This window comes from Pseudomonas sp. 10S5, assembly GCF_035019745.1.
Classification (GTDB): Bacteria; Pseudomonadota; Gammaproteobacteria; order Pseudomonadales; family Pseudomonadaceae; genus Aquipseudomonas.
The window spans coordinates 217,010-234,534 of the sequence record NZ_JASJVL010000001.1 but is presented as its reverse complement, the minus strand read 5'-3'; the positions used below and the strand labels follow the sequence as shown (position 1 = coordinate 234,534).

18 protein-coding genes are annotated in these 17,525 nt (G+C 55.7%); 2 read left to right on the top strand and 16 right to left on the bottom strand.

Features of this window, described 5'->3' with window-relative positions; translation table 11 throughout:
• Positions 1-66 precede the first annotated feature (66 nt).
• Both QN378_RS01080 and QN378_RS01075 read left to right on the top strand, forming a co-directional pair.
• Entirely contained in the window at positions 67-1,647 is a 1,581-nt protein-coding gene (locus tag QN378_RS01080; protein WP_322203996.1) for a flagellar hook-length control protein FliK, read from the top strand.
• The gene (locus QN378_RS01075) at positions 1,647-1,970 is read left to right on the top strand and encodes an EscU/YscU/HrcU family type III secretion system export apparatus switch protein (protein ID WP_323550948.1); all 324 of its coding nucleotides are present in this window, start codon (positions 1,647-1,649) and stop codon (positions 1,968-1,970) included. The genes QN378_RS01080 and QN378_RS01075 overlap by 1 nt, the downstream gene beginning before the upstream one ends.
• Before the next feature lie 75 nt (positions 1,971-2,045).
• Here the strand turns inward: QN378_RS01075 and QN378_RS01070 are convergent, their stop codons facing one another.
• The 16 genes from QN378_RS01070 to flhF form a co-directional block, all read right to left on the bottom strand.
• Positions 2,046-2,933: a LysR family transcriptional regulator gene (locus tag QN378_RS01070; protein ID WP_322204000.1), complete on the bottom strand. Its 888-nt coding sequence runs from the start codon at positions 2,931-2,933 to the stop codon at positions 2,046-2,048.
• Between the two features lie 57 nt (positions 2,934-2,990).
• Positions 2,991-3,743: an Asp/Glu racemase gene (locus tag QN378_RS01065; RefSeq protein WP_322204002.1), complete on the bottom strand. Its 753-nt coding sequence runs from the start codon at positions 3,741-3,743 to the stop codon at positions 2,991-2,993.
• A 21-nt stretch (positions 3,744-3,764) separates the two neighbouring features.
• Positions 3,765-5,084 (bottom strand): MFS transporter, encoded by a 1,320-nt coding sequence (locus tag QN378_RS01060; protein ID WP_322204004.1) that lies wholly within the window; start codon positions 5,082-5,084, stop codon positions 3,765-3,767.
• Positions 5,085-5,298: 214 nt separating this feature from the next.
• Entirely contained in the window at positions 5,299-5,703 is a 405-nt protein-coding gene (locus tag QN378_RS01055) for a DUF2802 domain-containing protein (RefSeq protein ID WP_322204006.1), read from the bottom strand.
• The gene (locus QN378_RS01050; protein ID WP_322168526.1) at positions 5,704-6,183 is read right to left on the bottom strand and encodes a chemotaxis protein CheW; all 480 of its coding nucleotides are present in this window, start codon (positions 6,181-6,183) and stop codon (positions 5,704-5,706) included.
• 55 nt (positions 6,184-6,238) lie between these two features.
• Entirely contained in the window at positions 6,239-7,072 is an 834-nt protein-coding gene (locus QN378_RS01045; RefSeq protein ID WP_322204008.1) for a CheW domain-containing protein, read from the bottom strand.
• An 87-nt stretch (positions 7,073-7,159) separates the two neighbouring features.
• Positions 7,160-7,948 (bottom strand): ParA family protein, encoded by a 789-nt coding sequence (locus tag QN378_RS01040; RefSeq protein ID WP_322204010.1) that lies wholly within the window; start codon positions 7,946-7,948, stop codon positions 7,160-7,162.
• Between the two features lie 45 nt (positions 7,949-7,993).
• The gene (gene motD / locus QN378_RS01035) at positions 7,994-8,881 is read right to left on the bottom strand and encodes a flagellar motor protein MotD (protein WP_322204012.1); all 888 of its coding nucleotides are present in this window, start codon (positions 8,879-8,881) and stop codon (positions 7,994-7,996) included.
• 10 nt (positions 8,882-8,891) lie between these two features.
• Complete coding sequence (locus tag QN378_RS01030; protein WP_322204014.1) at positions 8,892-9,632, bottom strand: flagellar motor protein; 741 nt, start codon at positions 9,630-9,632, stop codon at positions 8,892-8,894.
• A complete protein-coding gene (locus QN378_RS01025; protein ID WP_322204016.1) occupies positions 9,632-10,771 on the bottom strand; it encodes a chemotaxis response regulator protein-glutamate methylesterase in 1,140 nt (379 codons plus the stop codon). The genes QN378_RS01030 and QN378_RS01025 overlap by 1 nt, the downstream gene beginning before the upstream one ends.
• 51 nt (positions 10,772-10,822) lie before the next feature.
• Positions 10,823-13,033, bottom strand: a complete 2,211-nt coding sequence (locus QN378_RS01020) for a chemotaxis protein CheA (protein WP_322204018.1) — start codon at positions 13,031-13,033, stop codon at positions 10,823-10,825.
• 31 nt (positions 13,034-13,064) lie between these two features.
• Positions 13,065-13,853, bottom strand: a complete 789-nt coding sequence (locus QN378_RS01015; RefSeq protein WP_322204020.1) for a protein phosphatase CheZ — start codon at positions 13,851-13,853, stop codon at positions 13,065-13,067.
• 19 nt (positions 13,854-13,872) lie between these two features.
• A complete protein-coding gene (locus QN378_RS01010) occupies positions 13,873-14,247 on the bottom strand; it encodes a chemotaxis response regulator CheY (RefSeq protein ID WP_322184084.1) in 375 nt (124 codons plus the stop codon).
• A gap of 256 nt (positions 14,248-14,503) precedes the next feature.
• Positions 14,504-15,244: an RNA polymerase sigma factor FliA gene (gene fliA / locus QN378_RS01005; RefSeq protein ID WP_322168512.1), complete on the bottom strand. Its 741-nt coding sequence runs from the start codon at positions 15,242-15,244 to the stop codon at positions 14,504-14,506.
• Entirely contained in the window at positions 15,241-16,074 is an 834-nt protein-coding gene (gene fleN, locus QN378_RS01000; protein WP_322204022.1) for a flagellar synthesis regulator FleN, read from the bottom strand. Before fleN ends, fliA begins: the two co-directional genes overlap by 4 nt.
• Positions 16,075-16,184: 110 nt before the next feature.
• On the bottom strand, positions 16,185-17,516 hold the full coding sequence (gene flhF, locus QN378_RS00995) for a flagellar biosynthesis protein FlhF (RefSeq protein ID WP_322204024.1): 1,332 nt from the start codon (positions 17,514-17,516) through the stop codon (positions 16,185-16,187).
• Between the last annotated feature and the right edge of the window lie 9 nt (positions 17,517-17,525).

Sequence of the window (17,525 nt, the reverse complement as noted above, 5' to 3'; positions counted from 1 at the left end):
CGGGGCGGCATTATACATGTCATGTCCTACTTTCAAGAGGGCAATTTCGACAGGTTGTAACTCTCCATGACTGGCGACATCAGTAGCCTCCCACCGCTTACCCCCTCCACCGCTCTGATCAAGGCTGGTGTTGCACCGACTGATGTTCTCAAATTGCTTCAACCGGCAGCAGGGTTGTTGGCGGCTGGCGAAACGGTAACGGCGCAAGTCGTCACCACAACGCCAATAGATCAGACGTTTCAGCTGCTGTTACGGCTTAATCTGGCAAGCGGTGGACAAACCCTGATACAGGCCTCCAGCCCGCAGCCGTTGGCGGTAGGCTCCAATTTATTGGTGTCGCAACCCACGCCCAGCAGCCTGGCAATTACCGTGCAACAGAGCTTGAATTCGGCAGTTGCCAGTTTGTTGGCAATCGACACCAAACAACTACCGGTCGGCACCTTGCTGCAAGGCACCGTACAGAGCAGCCAGGCATTGCCCCCCGCCCTTGGCCAGCCTGCGCTGTTTCGCACCATCATCACCTTGATCAACACCGTACTCGCTGGCACTAGCCTGACGATTGACAGCCCTCAGCCGTTGGCGGTTGGCAGCCAGCTCAACGCACAGGTACAAGGTCCGCAGTCCCTGAGTTTCGTGCAATTGAGCTCACGTCTGGATCAGATGGCAGTGTCCCAGCAGCTCAGTACTCAGCAAAGCCGCCAAGGGTCGCTAGACGGCTTGTTTAAGGTGCTGCAAAACGTCCAGCAAAATCAAAGCCTGCCACCGGCCTTGCAGGCGAGTATCAATACGTTATTGGCCAACCTTCCCAATATTCAGCAATTGAGCGACCCCAAAGTTGTTGCGCAAGCGTTGAATGGCAGCGGTGTATTTCTTGAAGCCAATCTCCTGGGCAGCCGAGCCGTGGCGGCCGGTCCAGACCTGAAAGCCAATCTACTGCGGCTGATTTCGCAGATCATTGCGAATGTCCCAGACAACACCGATTACGACGCCGCAGCGGCCGCCAATACCATGGCTCGGGTTATGCCGAGCTTTATCCGCAACGCGCTAGGCACACTTGGCTTAGTCGGCGCACGCCCACAGCACCCCAGTAGTTTTCCTATCCCTTCGCGTTACTTAGGGTCTGAAAACGCGCAAGACCTGGAGACCATCCTGAAGCTCGCGGCGGCAGCCATCTCCCGCCTGCAAAGTCACCAATTGTCTGGACTTGAACAGACCCGAACTACCGCGGACGGCAGCCTGCTGACCACCTGGCAATTGGAAGTCCCGATGCGTAATCTGCAAGACATCGTGCCGCTACAGGTCAAAGTCCAGCGTGAAGAAACATCGGATCAGGATGAGGCTGCTGAGAAATACGACAACCCGAGCAAGCCCGCGAAAGCGAAGCTATGGCGGGTTGAATTAGCATTTGATTTAGAGCCGCTGGGGCCGTTGCAGGTTCAGGTACAGCTGGTACGTGGCAGTCTGTCCAGCCAGCTTTGGGCCGAGCGTTCAGAAAGTGCCGAGCTGATCGCGAGTGAATTGGGTTACCTGCGCGAACGTCTGGTGGCATCGGGCATCGATGTCAGCGAGTTGGCCTGCCATCGCGGTACGCCGCCGCAAGGCCCGCGCACCGCCCTTGAACAACGCTGGATCGACGAGACCGCCTGATGACCCAATCCGAACACCACCCGCGTCAGGCCATCGCCCTCAGCTACGACGGGCAACAAGCACCGACCCTCACAGCCAAAGGCGATGACGAATTGGCGGAGACGATCCTGGCCATCGCCCGGGAATACAACGTCCCTATCTACGAAAACGCCGAGCTGGTCAAACTGCTCGCCCGCATGGAATTAGGCGACAGCATCCCGGAGGTGCTGTACCGCACCATCGCCGAAATAATCGCGTTCGCTTGGCACTTGAAAGGTAAGTTTCCGGAGGGCCGTGACCCGGACGCCGAGCCGGTGGAGCGAGACATCACGCCGACCGCCTGACAAACCGCATTGATCTCTTCGCCCATGAGTTGGCTTCCAAAAAATCGGGGGCACACATTTTCTGCGTAAGATTTTTCAGGTCTCCGACGCCAGCATATGATCAAACAGCAACCGCGCAGTGACCGACAACGCCTCCCGAGAACGCACACACATAATCAGTTCACGGGTGGCCCAGGGCTCGTCCAGCGCGAGGGTTTTTGCATGTTCAATGGCATAAATATCGACGCTGCCCTGAGGCAATATGCCGATCCCGATTCCCGCTTGAACCATCAAGCACAAGGCGTCGTAACTGGACACCTCCATGCGCAGCTTGAGCGATCTGCCTGCATCGCTGGCCGCTTTGATCATCTGAAAATTTAAATGGGTGCCGCTACGTAACGCCACATATTCATAATCAAGGGTGTCGGCGAAGGTCACGCTGTCGCGGGCGGCCAAAGGATGACCATCGGGCACCAGCAATACCAACTGATCCGTGCGGAACGGATACACCTCGACGTCCGAGCCATGCGGTAATCGGGTGAATACCCCAATGTCCGCAAGGTTTTCCGCGATGCCCTTGGTAATCGCCAGACTTTGCTTTTCTTCCAGGGTGATCTGAATCTGCGGATAAAGGTCCATGAAAGACTTTAGCAGCGAGGGCATGAACTGAGTGATGGCCGAGATGTTGGCGAGCACATGGATAGAGCCGCGTCGACCGTGGGAATAATCGTGCATCTGCACGACGATCTCATTCAGGTTGTTGAGCACGCTACGGGCCATGTACAGCAAAGAAATGCCTGCGGCCGTCGGGGTGATGCCCTTGTTGGTGCGTACCAGCAACTGCGAATTGAGCAGCTCTTCCAGCTCACTCAAGCGTTTGCTGACCGCCGCTGCCGCGATGTGTTCGCGCTTGGCGGCGGCGGCAATCGTGCCTTCTTCAATGACACTGACAAACAGGCGTAACGATACGGGATCAAGTTTCATGGGGGCCAGCAGGCTCAACTGTTTGGACTGCGCCGATGGTACCCCTTTACGTCTGTATCAGAACGCGCCTGAAAGCAGATAACCCGCGTTTGGCACTTGGGCTTTGAGGCCCAGGGTTTTCAGTATCTGGTAAACGGTGGCGACTGACGCCGACAGCACCGGCATGTCGATACGGTCTTGAACCACCTGGATAGCCGCCAGCGATGGCATTTGCACACAGGCCGAAAGCACCACGCCGTCCGCTTGGCCGATGTTCAGGCGGTCGGCGTGCGCCACCAGATCCATCGGGTCCAAACGACCTACCGCGAGGTTGTCGGAGACTTCCAAACTGATCGAATCGGTGACTTCAATCCCGGCGGCTTCAATGTAGTCGATCACTTGTTGGGTAAGCGGCTTCATGTAAGGGGTGATCAGTGCGACTTTTTTGTAGCCCAGCACATTCAAACTGTCGATCAGCGCGCCGGCCGAACTCAGCACCGGAGTCGGCGCATTGTTGCTCTTAACGGTTTCGCTCAGACGTGCCTGGGACACTTTGTGATAACCGGCGCCTTGGCACATGATCGCTACCAGGCAGGCATAAGCCATGACGTCGACCCGAGCATCGCTCAGTTCCAGGGCACAGCGATCGCTGTCGACGTCCATTCTTTTAAGCTCTTCAGGGCTCACATTCATCATTCGCATGCGCGCGGAGTGAAAGGTGAAATGCTCCTCTGGGAATAACGAATAACGCGAGGTCAGCATCGCCGGGATTTCGGTTTCCATGGTGGTGTTGGAGCTTGGAACGATTTGGCCGATACGAAAATTTTTCATGGTTCAGTCCTTTTCTAGAAGTCAGTTTCCGCTGGTCAGTTGAGCGCCCTTGGTTTCCTGAAGCGTGAACACCATGACGGCGGCGATCGCATAAGAAACAGAGGCCAGAGAAATGGTCGCGGTGAAGCCCACAAGCGGGATCAAAATAGGCACCAACTTGATCCCGGCAATGGCGCCGACACGACCGAAGTTGAAGCAAAAACCTGACGCGGTGGAGCGAATGCTGGTCGGGAACAGTTCCGAGTACCACGAGCCGAAGCCGCTGAAGTAGCCAGTGAAGAAGCCCAGTAATGCGGCCAGGGAGCCGAGGGTGATTACGTTCTGGGTGGTGAACAGCAGTTTGCCGTCGGTCAATGGCATCAGCGTCGCCGAGTAGGCAAACACCGGCACCATGATCGCCATGCCCGCGAAAAAGATCGCAAATGAAAGACGTCGGCCAATTGCTTCGGCCAAATAGCCATACGCCAGGTAACCAATAGTCGCGCCGATGCCGATCCAGATCACAAACACCGGCGCTTGATCAATACGCACGTTGAGGATGTTCTGCAGATAGGCCGGCATAAAGGTCATGATGATCCAATAGCCATACATACCCAGCACCGAAATGCTTAAGCCCAGCAGGGTCATTTTCAGGTATTGCGGGGTGAAAATTTCCATCAACCGGCCTTTGCTGGCGTTCTTACTCATGAATTCGCGATTGGCCAGCCAGACAGGCGACTCTTTGACGAAGAGCATGATGAATACCAGCGTGAAATAGGCTGGGATCGAGGCGTAAATGAACAGCGAGCGCCATGACTCCGGATCGTTGGTCTTCAGAAAGGTCCAGGCGAATATTGCTGCCAGCAGACCACCGCCCGACCAACCGGTTTGCATCACCGCGAAGGCCTTGGCCCGTCCGGCCGGCGGCCAGATTTCCGATACCAGTGCCGCAGCGGCGGACCACAGGCCGCCTACGGCGATACCGACACAAAAGCGGCAGACGTTAAGTTGCCATAAGCTGTCGGCGTAACCACAGAGCAGGGTTCCAGTACCGTATACAAACACCGACAACAACATGGTTTTTTTTCGGCCTATCTTGTCAGCAAGGTTACCCAGGAAAAAGCCACCAATCCCGGTCGCCAGCAGGAACCAGGCAACGGTGGAAACGACATCACCCATACCGACCGAAAAACTTTTCGCCACGGCCAGTAGGACAAAGCCAAACACCGTGGCGTCCAGCGCGTCGAACAACCAAGCGGCCCAAGAGCCTCCCAGCGTCAGGTAACGTTCACCTTGTGTAAGGCTGTTAACGCCCGTCGTAGCAGAGGGTGCTGCAATCGGTCTCGCGGTCATGGTTTTCATCGCATTCTCTCGTCGTGATCGACTTATTGTTTTTGCGGAATCACTCAGCTTCAGCGGTACTGAATGAGCATTCATGTGAGAGGGATACTAAAAGCGGGGATTTAGCGCGTATATCAGGCATTGACGAGCTTGCCATCGCGTATGGCGATGGCAAGCACTTGAAAGGTATTTTTTGCAGAAGAATTCAAAGCTTTCTAGGCCGTAAAGGTGTGCCCTACCCGCGCCGCGGCGCCTCGTGCATTTTGCTCATCAACTGAGCTTCCGCCTGAGTCAATCCGCAGGATTGGGTCAGTTCGTCGACGCTGGCACCCATGCCGACCAAACGGGCAGCTTGGGCGAAGGACAACGTGGACGGATCACGCTGCTCAAGTTGGCTCAACTTGTCCGGTAACGGCGCTACGATTGAGCGCAATTCATGCAAGTCTTCACCCATACGAACGGTGCCGCTCTGGTAATTATCCAGACGTCTGCCTAAGTCTCGGATGCGTTGATCTCGCACCGCGTCGCCCTCGGCCTGCTGCGTCAGCAATAACCGCTGGCGCTTGGCGTCGGACAAGAACAACACCAACGAGAGCACCCAAAGGATGCCCAGGAAAATAACAGCTGCCTCAAGAATCAATCAGATGTTCTCCAGGTCCGACCACTCTTCTTCCGACATCATTTTGTCCAGCTCAACAAGGATCAGCAGCTCACCGTTCTTGTTGCATACGCCCTGGATAAACTTGGCGGACTCGTCATTTCCTACGTTTGGTGCGGTTTCGACTTCAGACTGACGCAGATAGACCACTTCCGCCACACTGTCGACCAGAATCCCGACCACTTGTTTGTCTGCTTCGATGATCACGACGCGGGTGTTGTCGCTGACTTCAACCGGGGCCAGACCGAAACGCTGGCGGGTATCGATCACGGTCACCACGTTACCGCGCAGGTTGATGATACCCAGCACATAGCTTGGTGCTCCCGGAACCGGTGCGATTTCGGTATAACGCAGCACTTCCTGAACCTGCATCACGTTGATGCCATACGACTCGTTATCCAAGCGGAACGTAACCCACTGCAGGATAGGATCTTCGGAACCTTGTGCTGACGACTTATTCATACCCCTAACCCCTCAAGTGTTTGCTGTACAGACGGCACTGAGCGCCGCCCTATGATTATTTTATAACGCCCATTTGCTTGACCGCGCCACTGGCTATCAGCTCGGCCAATTCGGAAACATCCAACAATGCGCACATGTGTTCAATCACTGTGCCCGCCAACCAAGGGCGTTGGCCACGCTGGCTGCGCCATTTTATTTCGTTAGGGTCCAGGCGTATCGAGCGGCTAACGTGATGCACAGCCAACCCCCACTCATAACCCTGAACAGAAATAACGTATTGCAAGCCCTGGCGGAAATCATCGCGATAGCGGTCCGGCATTACCCAGCGCGCGGTGTCGAGTACCTTCAAGTTGCCGCTTTGGCTGGGCAAGATCCCCAGAAACCAGTCCGGCTGGCCAAACAATGGTGTTAGCTCAGCCCCGGCCAAGGAATAGATCGAGCCCAAGCACACTAACGGCACGGCCAGTGTCAAGCCGGCAACATCGAACAACAAGCATTCGAAGGGCTCGGCAGCCCACGCGGGGCGGTCGTCTTTGGCCAGCGCAGGTGGTGTGCCGTGACCCGAAGGGAGAGAGACGTCCACTGCGGAGTTGAACATGGTCACCGAACGCTCAACAACTGGCTTCGCTTCGATCACCTTGGGCACAAGCGCCACAGGTGCGGGCAACGCCACCTCATGAACCACGCTCGGCACAGGCACGGCAACGACAACCGCCGCCAACGCCGCGCTAACCACCGCATCACGAGCTTGCTCTTCGAGCACCGCAGCCTGGAACTCATCCAGGCCGGAACTGACCGTCAGCTCTTCAGTGGCGTCTTGAAGCAACGCATCCAAATAAGACTGCAGCGCCAGTTGTGGCCGTGTTGCGATATCGACAGGGCGGTTCATGACTCAGATCCGAAAATATTACCTTTATGGTTTATCGGCCGTGCCGGCATCCGACTTGAATGTGTCGGCAACTGAGCCATACGCACCTCAAGCGACCTGCGCGACAAGTTGTTGGGACAGCAAATCTCTGAGCAGCGCTCGATACGCCAGCACGGCCCGACTCTTATTGTCGAACTGCGAAGGGGTCAAGCCCACCCTGCTGGCATCACGCAGTCGGGTATCAATCGGCACATAGGCTTTCCAGATATGTTCCGGGTAGCTGTCGCGCAGCACTTTTAGCGTGCCCATGGACGCCTGAGTGCGGCGATCAAACAATGTCGGGACGATGGTGTAAGGCAGCGCGACTTTGCGTGATCGGTTAATCATTGCCAAGGTGTTAACCATCCGCTCCAAGCCTTTAACGGCGAGGAACTCGGTTTGCACTGGAATCACTAATTGCTGACTGGCCGCAAGAGCATTGACCATCAACACACCCAGCAGCGGCGGACTATCGATGATCGCGTAATCAAAATCTTGCCAGAGTTGCGCCAAGCTTTTGGCGATCACCAGGCCCAAACCACTTTGGCCCGGTGATTGGCGTTCAAGCACCGCTAGGGCAGTGCTCGACGGCATCAATGAGATATTGTTATCGCTGGTAGGTAGCAGCAGTTGACCGGGCAAGCCGTCCGGCACCAACCCCTTGTGTAAAAACAGATCGTAAGCACTGTGCTCGAGCGTGTCCGGATTGTGTCCGAAGTAGCTGGTCATGGAGCCATGGGGATCAAGATCTACAACAACCACGCGCTTACCCGCCTCAGCCAGTAAACCCGCTAAAGCGATTGAAGAAGTGGTCTTACCGACGCCACCCTTTTGATTGGCTACTGCCCAAACTCTCATGGTGCTTTTTCCTCCCGGCATTCCATTGACCCTACCGAGAATTGACTATAAGGCGGGCGGCGGAGAATTGACGGCGTTCGCGCGTACCGGCGGTGTTATTCGGGGCTTTGCAGTTTGTGTGCCAGCACGCCTCAGTGCCGCGTCGGGCTTGGCATTGGCGCTGCCAGAGCCGGTGAGGCTGCGACGAACTTCCAGATTGCGGGAAATAACCAAAACCACCCGACGATTGTGGGCACGTCCTTCAGCGGTGGTGTTGGACGCCACCGGCTGAAACTCTCCGTAGCCGACCGAAGCCATACGAGCCGGATTGATCCCGTCAATCGCCAGCATGCGAACGATGCTAGCTGCTCGGGCGGACGACAACTCCCAGTTCGTTGGGTACTGAGCGGTTCGGATCGGCTGGTCATCGGTGAAGCCTTCGACATGTATCGGGTTGTCAAACGGGCTGATGATCTTCGCAACTTTTTCGATGATATTGAACGCTGCGTCACTGGGCATCGCATCACCGCTGCCGAACAACATACTGGAATTGAGCTCGATCTCGATCCACAACTCGTTGCCCCTGACGGTCATCTGATTTGATTTGATCAGGTCACCAAAACCGTCGCGCACGTCGTTGGCAATGGTTTGCAAGGGTGTAATAGAACTCTGAGCAAGGCCGGCGTCGACCTCCTCGCTGTCTTTGATCAGTGGCAAGGAGGGCGTGATCGTCAGTGGTTTTTGGTCGCCAACAGGAATTGGCTTGAGGCTGCGATCAGGCTCATTAAATGCGCCGATTAGCGCCTGTGACAGCACCTTGTATTTGCCTTCGTTAAGTGAAGATATCGAATACATGACCACAAAAAACGCAAACAGCAAGGTGATGAAGTCCGCGTAGGACACCAGCCAACGTTCATGATTATCGTGCTCTTCAACTCGACGCCGACGGGCCATGGCTAATCCATCACTCCATGAAGCCTTGCAGCTTCAATTCGATCGAACGCGGGTTTTCACCTTCGGCAATAGACAAAATGCCTTCAAGCAACATTTCACGGTACCGTGACTGGCGAATAGCAATCGCTTTAAGCTTGTTGGCAACCGGTAGAAGGATCAAGTTGGCCGAGGCCACGCCGTAAATCGTGGCGACGAAGGCCACTGCAATACCGTTACCCAATTGGCTTGGATCAGCCAAGTTACCCATCACATGGATCAGGCCCATAACCGCGCCAATAATGCCGATGGTCGGCGCGTAGCCGCCCATACTTTCAAATACCTTGGCGGCCTGGATATCACGGGTTTCCTGAGTGATGAAATCCACCTCCAGAATGCTCCGGATCGCTTCGGGCTCAGCACCGTCAACCAGCAACTGCAGGCCTTTGCGCGCGTACTGATCCGGCTCTGAGTCGGCGATGGATTCCAGCCCCAGCAAGCCTTCCTTGCGTGCGGTCAGGCTCCAGTTGACGACGCGATCAATACCGCCAGATAAATCAATCCGTGGCGGAAACAGAATCCAGCCGACAATTTGGATTGCGCGCATGAACGCACTCATTGGCGCCTGCAACAGTGCCGCTGCCATGGTGCCGCCTAACACAATCAGGGCTGCTGGACCGTTGAGCAATGCACTCAGGTGGCCGCCTTCGAGGAAGTTACCGCCGATGATCGCGACAAAAGCAAGGATGAGACCAATAAGACTCAGTACATCCATCAGATGCACGCCTCAACGAGGTGCTTGCCAATTTCATCCAAACCGTACACCGCATCGGCGAGGTTAGCTTTGACGATGGCCATTGGCATGCCATAAATCACACAACTCGCCTCGTCCTGCGCCCAGATATGGCTACCACCTTGCTTGAGCAGCCGAGCGCCTTCACGACCGTCAGCGCCCATACCCGTGAGGACCACCGCCAGCACTTTGTCTCCGTAGGATTTGGCTGCAGAACCGAAGGTGATATCGACACACGGCTTGTAGTTCAGACGCTCATCGCCGGGCAGAATCTTTACCGCGCCACGGCCATCAATCATCATCTGCTTGCCACCAGGCGCTAATAAAGCCAGCCCAGGGCGCAAAATATCCCCGTCTTCAGCTTCTTTCACGCTGATCTGGCACAGCTTGTCTAAACGCTCGGCAAACGCCTTGGTGAATGCTGCGGGCATGTGTTGAATCAATACGATCGGTGCCGGGAAGTTCGCCGGCAATTGCGTCAGCACACGCTGCAACGCCACGGGACCACCGGTTGACGTACCAATGGCCACCAACTTGTAGGCTTTGCGCTTGGGGGCAGGTGAATAATGAGCCGCAGGCGTATGAGGAGTTACCGCCCTAGCCTGCACGCTACGAGGGGCAGCGGATGCGTTACTGAAACCGCTGGCCGTTGAGGTTGAGCCGGACGACGATGAAACAGCCGACCCAGCGGTTGGCGGGGTCGGTGAGCTATAGCCATTAAACCGACTGCGCGACAGAGTGTGGATCTTTTCGCACAGCAGTTGTTTGACCTTCTCTGGATTGCGCGAGATGTCTTCGAAGTTCTTTGGCAGAAAGTCAACCGCACCCGCATCCAGCGCGTCCAGGGTGACGCGAGCGCCCTCATGGGTCAGCGAGGAAAACATCAGGACTGGTGTCGGAATGCGCTGCATGATGTGTCGCACGGCCGTGATGCCGTCCATCATTGGCATCTCGTAGTCCATGGTTATCACGTCAGGCTTGAGAACCAGCGCTTGTTCGATTGCTTCCTTGCCGTTAGTTGCAGTACCGACAACCTGAATATTGGGATCAGCAGAAAGAATTTCCGAGACGCGGCGGCGGAAAAAACCAGAATCGTCCACCACAAGCACTTTAACTACCATAAACACTCCGTAGGGTATTGCGGGCGTTTATCACCACCCGCAAACCCAGAATCAAATACGCCGAGCGGCGTAGCGCTTGAGCATGCTCGGTACATCGAGAATCAAGGCAATCCGCCCATCACCGGTAATGGTGGCGCCCGACATGCCCGGCGTTCCCTGTAGCATTTTGCCCAGCGGCTTGATCACCACTTCCTCCTGGCCCACCAGCTGATCGACAACGAAGCCGATGCGCTGAGTACCCACGGAGAGAATCACGACATGACCTTCCCGTTGTTCTTCATGGGCAGCCGAAGCGACGAGCCAGCGTTTGAGGTAGAACAACGGCAAGGCTTTTTCACGAACGATGACCACTTCCTGGCCATCGACGACATTGGTTCGCGACAAGTCGAGATGGAAAATCTCGTTGACGTTGACCAATGGAAAAGCGAATGCCTGGTTGCCCAACATCACCATCAGGGTCGGCATAATCGCCAAGGTCAACGGCACCTTGATGACGATTTTCGAACCTTGGCCCTTGGTCGAGTAGATATTGATCGAACCATTGAGCTGGGCGATTTTGGTTTTCACCACGTCCATGCCCACACCACGCCCTGACACGTCGGAAATCTCGGTTTTGGTCGAAAAACCCGGCGCGAAAATCAAGTTGTAGCAGTCGGTGTCGCTCAAGCGGTCAGCGGCATCTTTGTCCATCACGCCACGCTTCACGGCGATGGCACGCAAAACACCAGGGTCCATACCTTTGCCGTCATCGGAAATCGACAGCAGGATATGGTCGCCTTCTTGTTCCGCCGAAAGAATCACGCGACCGCAACGCGCCTTGCCCGACGCCTCTCGCTCCTCCGGGGACTCGATACCATGATCGACCGCGTTGCGCACCAAGTGGACCAACGGGTCTGCAAGCGCCTCAACCAGGTTCTTGTCCAGATCGGTTTCTTCGCCCACCAGTTCCAGGTTGATTTCTTTCTTCAACTGACGCGCAAGATCTCGGACCAACCGCGGGAAGCGTCCGAAAACTTTTTTGATCGGCTGCATCCGCGTTTTCATCACCGCGGTCTGCAAATCTGCGGTAACCACGTCCAGGTTCGACACTGCCTTGGACATGGCTTCATCGCCACTATTGAGGCCCAAACGAACCAAGCGGTTACGCACCAATACCAGCTCGCCCACCATGTTCATGATTTCGTCGAGGCGTGCGGTATCGACTCGCACGGTGGTTTCAGCTTCAGAGGCTGCAGGTTTTTCCGGCGCGGCTTTGGCCGGGGCAGCGACTGCCCTGACAGGCTCGGGCACATGCGCGACAGGAGCAGCGACGGGCACGGGGGCAGCGGCGGGCGTCGATGCGGCGATCTTCGCGACCGCTTCAGGCTCGAACTTGCCCTTGCCATGCAGCTCGTCCAGCAGTGACTCGAATTCGTGATCGGAAATCTGATCGCCACCGGGCGCTTTGTTTGGCGCAGCGACGGCTGCCGGTGCCGTGACTGCCAGTGCATCTGCAGCGAACGCCCCCTTGCCATGCAACTGATCGAGCAACGCTTCGAACTCGTCGTCGCTTATGTCATTGCTAACGGGGGCGGCGACCATAGCCACAGGCGTGATAGGTTTTGCATCGGCGGCAAACTTGCCTTTGCCATGCAACTGATCGAGCAGCGAATCAAATTCAGCGTCGCTGATCTCGTCGCTGGCAGCAGAACCACCGGCATACGCTGCGACCGGAACCGCCACTGTTGGAACTGATGCCGAGGCTTCCGCTTGCGCTTTGACCGCATTGAGCGAATCGAGCAATTGTTCGAATTCGGTATCGGTGATGTCCACAGGGGTGTCGGCCGGTGTCGGCTCAACACTGACTGGCACGGCGGCAATACTTGCTTTGGCGACCGGCTCAGCCAGACGTGCCAATGCGGCGAGCAATTCTGGAGTGGCCGGGGTCACATCGGTACGTTCACGCACTTCGGTGAACATCGCGTTGACTGCATCCAACGCCTCCAAAACTACGTCCATCAATTCCGAGTCGACGCGACGCTCGCCCTTACGCAGGATATCGAAGACGTTCTCGGCGATGTGGCAGCACTCCACCAACTCATGGAGTTGGAGGAAGCCGGCGCCCCCTTTTACAGTGTGAAAACCGCGAAAAATCGCATTGAGCAACTCCGCATCATCAGGACGGCTTTCCAGCTCGACCAGTTGCTCGGACAATTGCTCGAGAATTTCGCCGGCCTCTACCAGAAAATCCTGAAGGATCTCTTCATCGGCGCCGAAGCTCATTGGGTGCTCCCTAAAAATTCAATCAATCGACCTAGAAGCCCAGGCTGGATAGCAGATCGTCAACATCATCCTGACCGGATACAACGTCTTCACGCTTATCGGCATGAATCTGCGGACCTTCACCCTGAGACAGATTTTTTTCTTGATCTTGTTCTGTACGGATCGATTGATGGTCATGTTCGATCCCTGCAAAGCGATCGACTTGGCTGGCCATCAGCACCAGTTTGAGCAAGTTGCTTTCCACTTCCGTAACCAGTTGCGTAACGCGCTTGATCACCTGACCGGTGAGGTCCTGGAAGTCTTGAGCCAGCAAAATATCGTTGAGGTGGGCGGAGACTTCGCGGCTGTCTTTCTCGGTACGCGCCAAGAAACCCTCGACACGTCGAGCCAGTTCGCGAAACTCTTCGGCACCGACTTCGCGACGCATAAAACGCGCCCAATCCTCACTCAAGGCACTGGCTTCAGTACTCAGCCCGCTCATCAGTGGCGTGCTTTCTTCTACCAGATCCATTGTGCGGTTAGCCGCATTTTCAGTCAGCCGGACCACATAAGACAGACGATCAGTAGCATCAGTAATCTGAGAAACTTCTTTGGCTTGCGGCATGTTCGGGTCAATTTGAAAATTGACGATCGCATTGTGCAGCTCACGGGTCAGTTTGCCGACTTCCTGATACAGGCCCCGGTCACGTGTCTGGTTTAGCTCGTGAATAATTTGTACCGCGTCGCCAAAGCGCCCTTTTTCAAGGCTTTCGACCAACTCGTGTGCATGTTTCTTCAGGGTCGACTCGAAGTCGGCCTCGGTTGAATCTGTGTGCTCCATAGAGCCCCCGCGGCGGACATCAGCTATTGACGCGCTCGAAGATCTTTTCGATCTTTTCTTTCAGCACTTGGGCCGTGAAGGGCTTGACCACATAACCATTAACACCAGCCTGAGCGGCTTCGATAATTTGGTCACGTTTGGCCTCGGCCGTCACCATCAATACTGGCAAGTGTTTGAGACGATCATCTGCGCGTACGTGGCGCAACAAATCGATACCGGACATGCCAGGCATATTCCAGTCAGTCACCAGAAAGTCGAAGTTACCGCTTTGCAGCATCGGCAACGCAGTAGTCCCGTCGTCCGCTTCTGCCGTGTTGGTGAACCCAAGGTCACGCAACAAGTTTTTAATGATCCGCCGCATCGTTGAGAAGTCATCAACGATGAGGATTTTCATGTTTTTGTCCAAGTCGACCTCCAAGCAGTCTTTAACGCATTCAGCACCTGAATACGCTGTTCAATCAAAACCGGCACAGCACACCTGGGCTGCACGAAAACGACGACGGGCTTGGTAAATCAACACGCCGGAATCGGCACAGAAAGGCCCAAGGGACTTTCTGACCGGCTTCCGCCTAGTCTTATGCTTCGCACGCAACGCTTTGCACAGCCGGCTTACGGACAATCCGCGACCAATAGGGGTCACGCTTTGCCCATCAACGCGCTCGCCATTCTCCCAAACGCCCTCGCAAACGAGCTGCGCACTGGCTGTGTAACTGACTGACCCGCGATTCGCTAACCCCCAATACCTCACCAATTTCTTTGAGGTTAAGCTCTTCGTCGTAGTACAGCGCCAACACCAGACGCTCACGCTCCGGCAAATTGGCTATGGCATCCGCTAACGCGGCCTGGAAGCGTTCATCCTCCAGATCGCGTGATGGCTCAAGCTGAGCGCTTGCGCCATCCTCGTGCAGCCCTTCGTGTTCGCCGTCCTGTAAAAGGTCGTCGAAACTGAACAATCGACTGCCCAAGGTATCGTTCAAAATCCCGTAATAATCATCAAGACTCAATTGGAGTTCGGCCGCAACTTCGTGATCTTTAGCGTCACGACCTGTTTTAGCTTCAATTGATCTAATCGCGTCACTGACCATGCGCGTATTGCGGTGCACTGAACGCGGGGCCCAATCGCCCTTTCGCACTTCATCGAGCATGGCGCCACGGATACGAATCCCGGCATAAGTCTCGAAACTTGCGCCTTTGGTGGCGTCATATTTGGTCGAAACTTCAAGCAAACCAATCATGCCGGCCTGGATCAGGTCTTCAACTTGTACACTGGCTGGCAAACGGGCCAGCAAGTGATAGGCGATACGTTTCACCAGCGGCGCATACCGCTCGATCAGCTCGTACTGGGAGTCCTTGGACGCCTTGCTGTACATGCGATAGCCGCTGGCTGTCATAGGACCGGTCCTGCACTCGTCTGATGTACGAGCCGTTCAACGAAAAACTCAAGATGTCCACGCGGATTGGCTGGCAACGGCCAGGAATCGACTTTCTGCGCGATGGCCTTGAAAGCCAAGGAGCATTTGGAACGTGGAAAAGCCTCGTAAACTGCCCGTTGCTTTTGCACGGCCTTGCGTACGCACTCGTCGTAGGGCACCGCGCCGACGTATTGTAAGGCAACGTCGAGAAAGCGATCTGTGACCTTGGTCAACTTGGCGAACAAATTGCGGCCTTCCTGAGGGCTTTGTGCCATGTTGGCCAACACTCGGAACCGATTCATGCCGTAGTCGCGGTTCAGCAGCTTGATCAATGCGTAGGCGTCAGTAATAGACGTTGGCTCATCGCACACCACTAGCAGCACTTCTTGAGCTGCGCGCACGAAACTTACCACTGACTCGCCAATACCGGCTGCTGTATCAATCACTAGTACGTCGAGGTTGTCGCCAATATCGCTGAACGCCTGAATCAGCCCGGCGTGTTGCGCAGGCGTCAGGTGAACCATGCTTTGAGTGCCTGAAGCCGCTGGCACGATACGAATCCCGCCAGGACCTTGGAGCAACACATCACGCAGCTCGCAACGCCCCTCAATCACGTCGGCCAGCGTCCGTTTGGGGGTAAGACCCAGCAAGACATCGACGTTTGCCAGACCTAAATCGGCGTCCAGCAACATGACGCGGCGGCCAAGCTCTGCCAGCGCCAGTGATAGATTCACTGAAACGTTTGTCTTGCCAACGCCACCCTTGCCGCCGGTTACTGCGATGACCTGTACGGGATGCATGCTACCCATTTTAGTTCTTTACCTTGACTTGCTTAGACCGAGGCCACATCAACGATTGCGCTTGCGTTGTAGGAACAACGTCGGCGCCCCTTGATGCAGGTACATTCCAATGTCTTGCCTTACCCAACCCGCTTGTTCGGGCTGTGATAAAGATCCGCGAACATATCCGCCATAGCTTCTTCGCTTGGTTCTTCCTGCATTTGCACGCTGACCGCACGACTGACCAGCTGGTGCCTACGCGGCAAATGCAAGTCGTCCGGTATACGCGGTCCATCCGTGAGATAAGCCACTGGTAACTCATGACTTATCGCCAAACTCAACACCTCTCCCAGACTGGCAGTTTCGTCCAGCTTGGTGAGGATGCAGCCCGCCAGCCCACAGCGTTTGTAGCTATGGTATGCAGCAGTTAGAACTTGCTTCTGACTGGTAGTTGCTAACACCAGATAATTACGTGCTTTGATACCCCGACCCGCAAGACTTTCCAGCTGCATACGCAGGGCTGGATCGCTGGCTTGCAGGCCGGCGGTATCAATCAACACCACTCGCTTGCGCAATAGTGGTTCCAACGCTTGGCCCAACGACTGGCCAGGGTCAATATGAGTCACCGACACATTGAGGATCCGACCCAGGGTTTTAAGCTGTTCCTGAGCACCAATCCGGTAGCTATCCATGCTCACCAATGCAATGTTCTGAGGACCGTATTTCAAAACATAGCGTGCGGCCAGTTTCGCCAGGGTCGTGGTCTTGCCCATACCAGCCGGGCCTACCATGGCGATCACACCACCTTCTTCCAGCGGCTCTACATCCGGGGTCACAATCATCCGCGCCAGGTGAGCCAACAACATGCGCCAAGCTTGACGCGGCTCTTCAATGTCAGTGGTCATCGCCAGCAAGTCCCGCGACAGCGGACCCGACAAACCAATGCGTTGCAGGCGACGCCACAGGTTGGCCTGCTGCGGCCGACTGCCTTGAAGCTGATTCCAAGCCAGCGAACCAAGCTGCACTTCGAGCAATTCACGCAGGCCGTTCAGCTCTGAACGCATCGACTCATAAGCTTGTAGCCCGATCATCGGCTCGCTGGCAGCGCTTGCCATCGGTGCCGCAGTAGCGCGTCGAGGCTCTTCGAAGGTCGGTTCTATGTGCGTCTCGCCAGAATCCGAGGATGCGCCGGTAAACAAATGGCGGTTGATCAACGAATCATTGTCACCACGGTTACCCAGCTCAGCCTGAGCAGAGACAATGCGCGACTGGGTCTTACGCAATTCGTCTTCAAGCTCAATGTTCGGTACACGTGGCGCCAGTGCGGAAAGCTTGTAATCCAAGGCAGCAGTCAGCTCCACGCCACCCGCAATGCGGCGGTTACCAATGATGGCGGCGTCAGCGCCCAGCTCATCACGAACCAGCTTCATGGCTTGACGCATATCGGCGGCGAAAAAACGCTTAACTTGCATGACTCACTA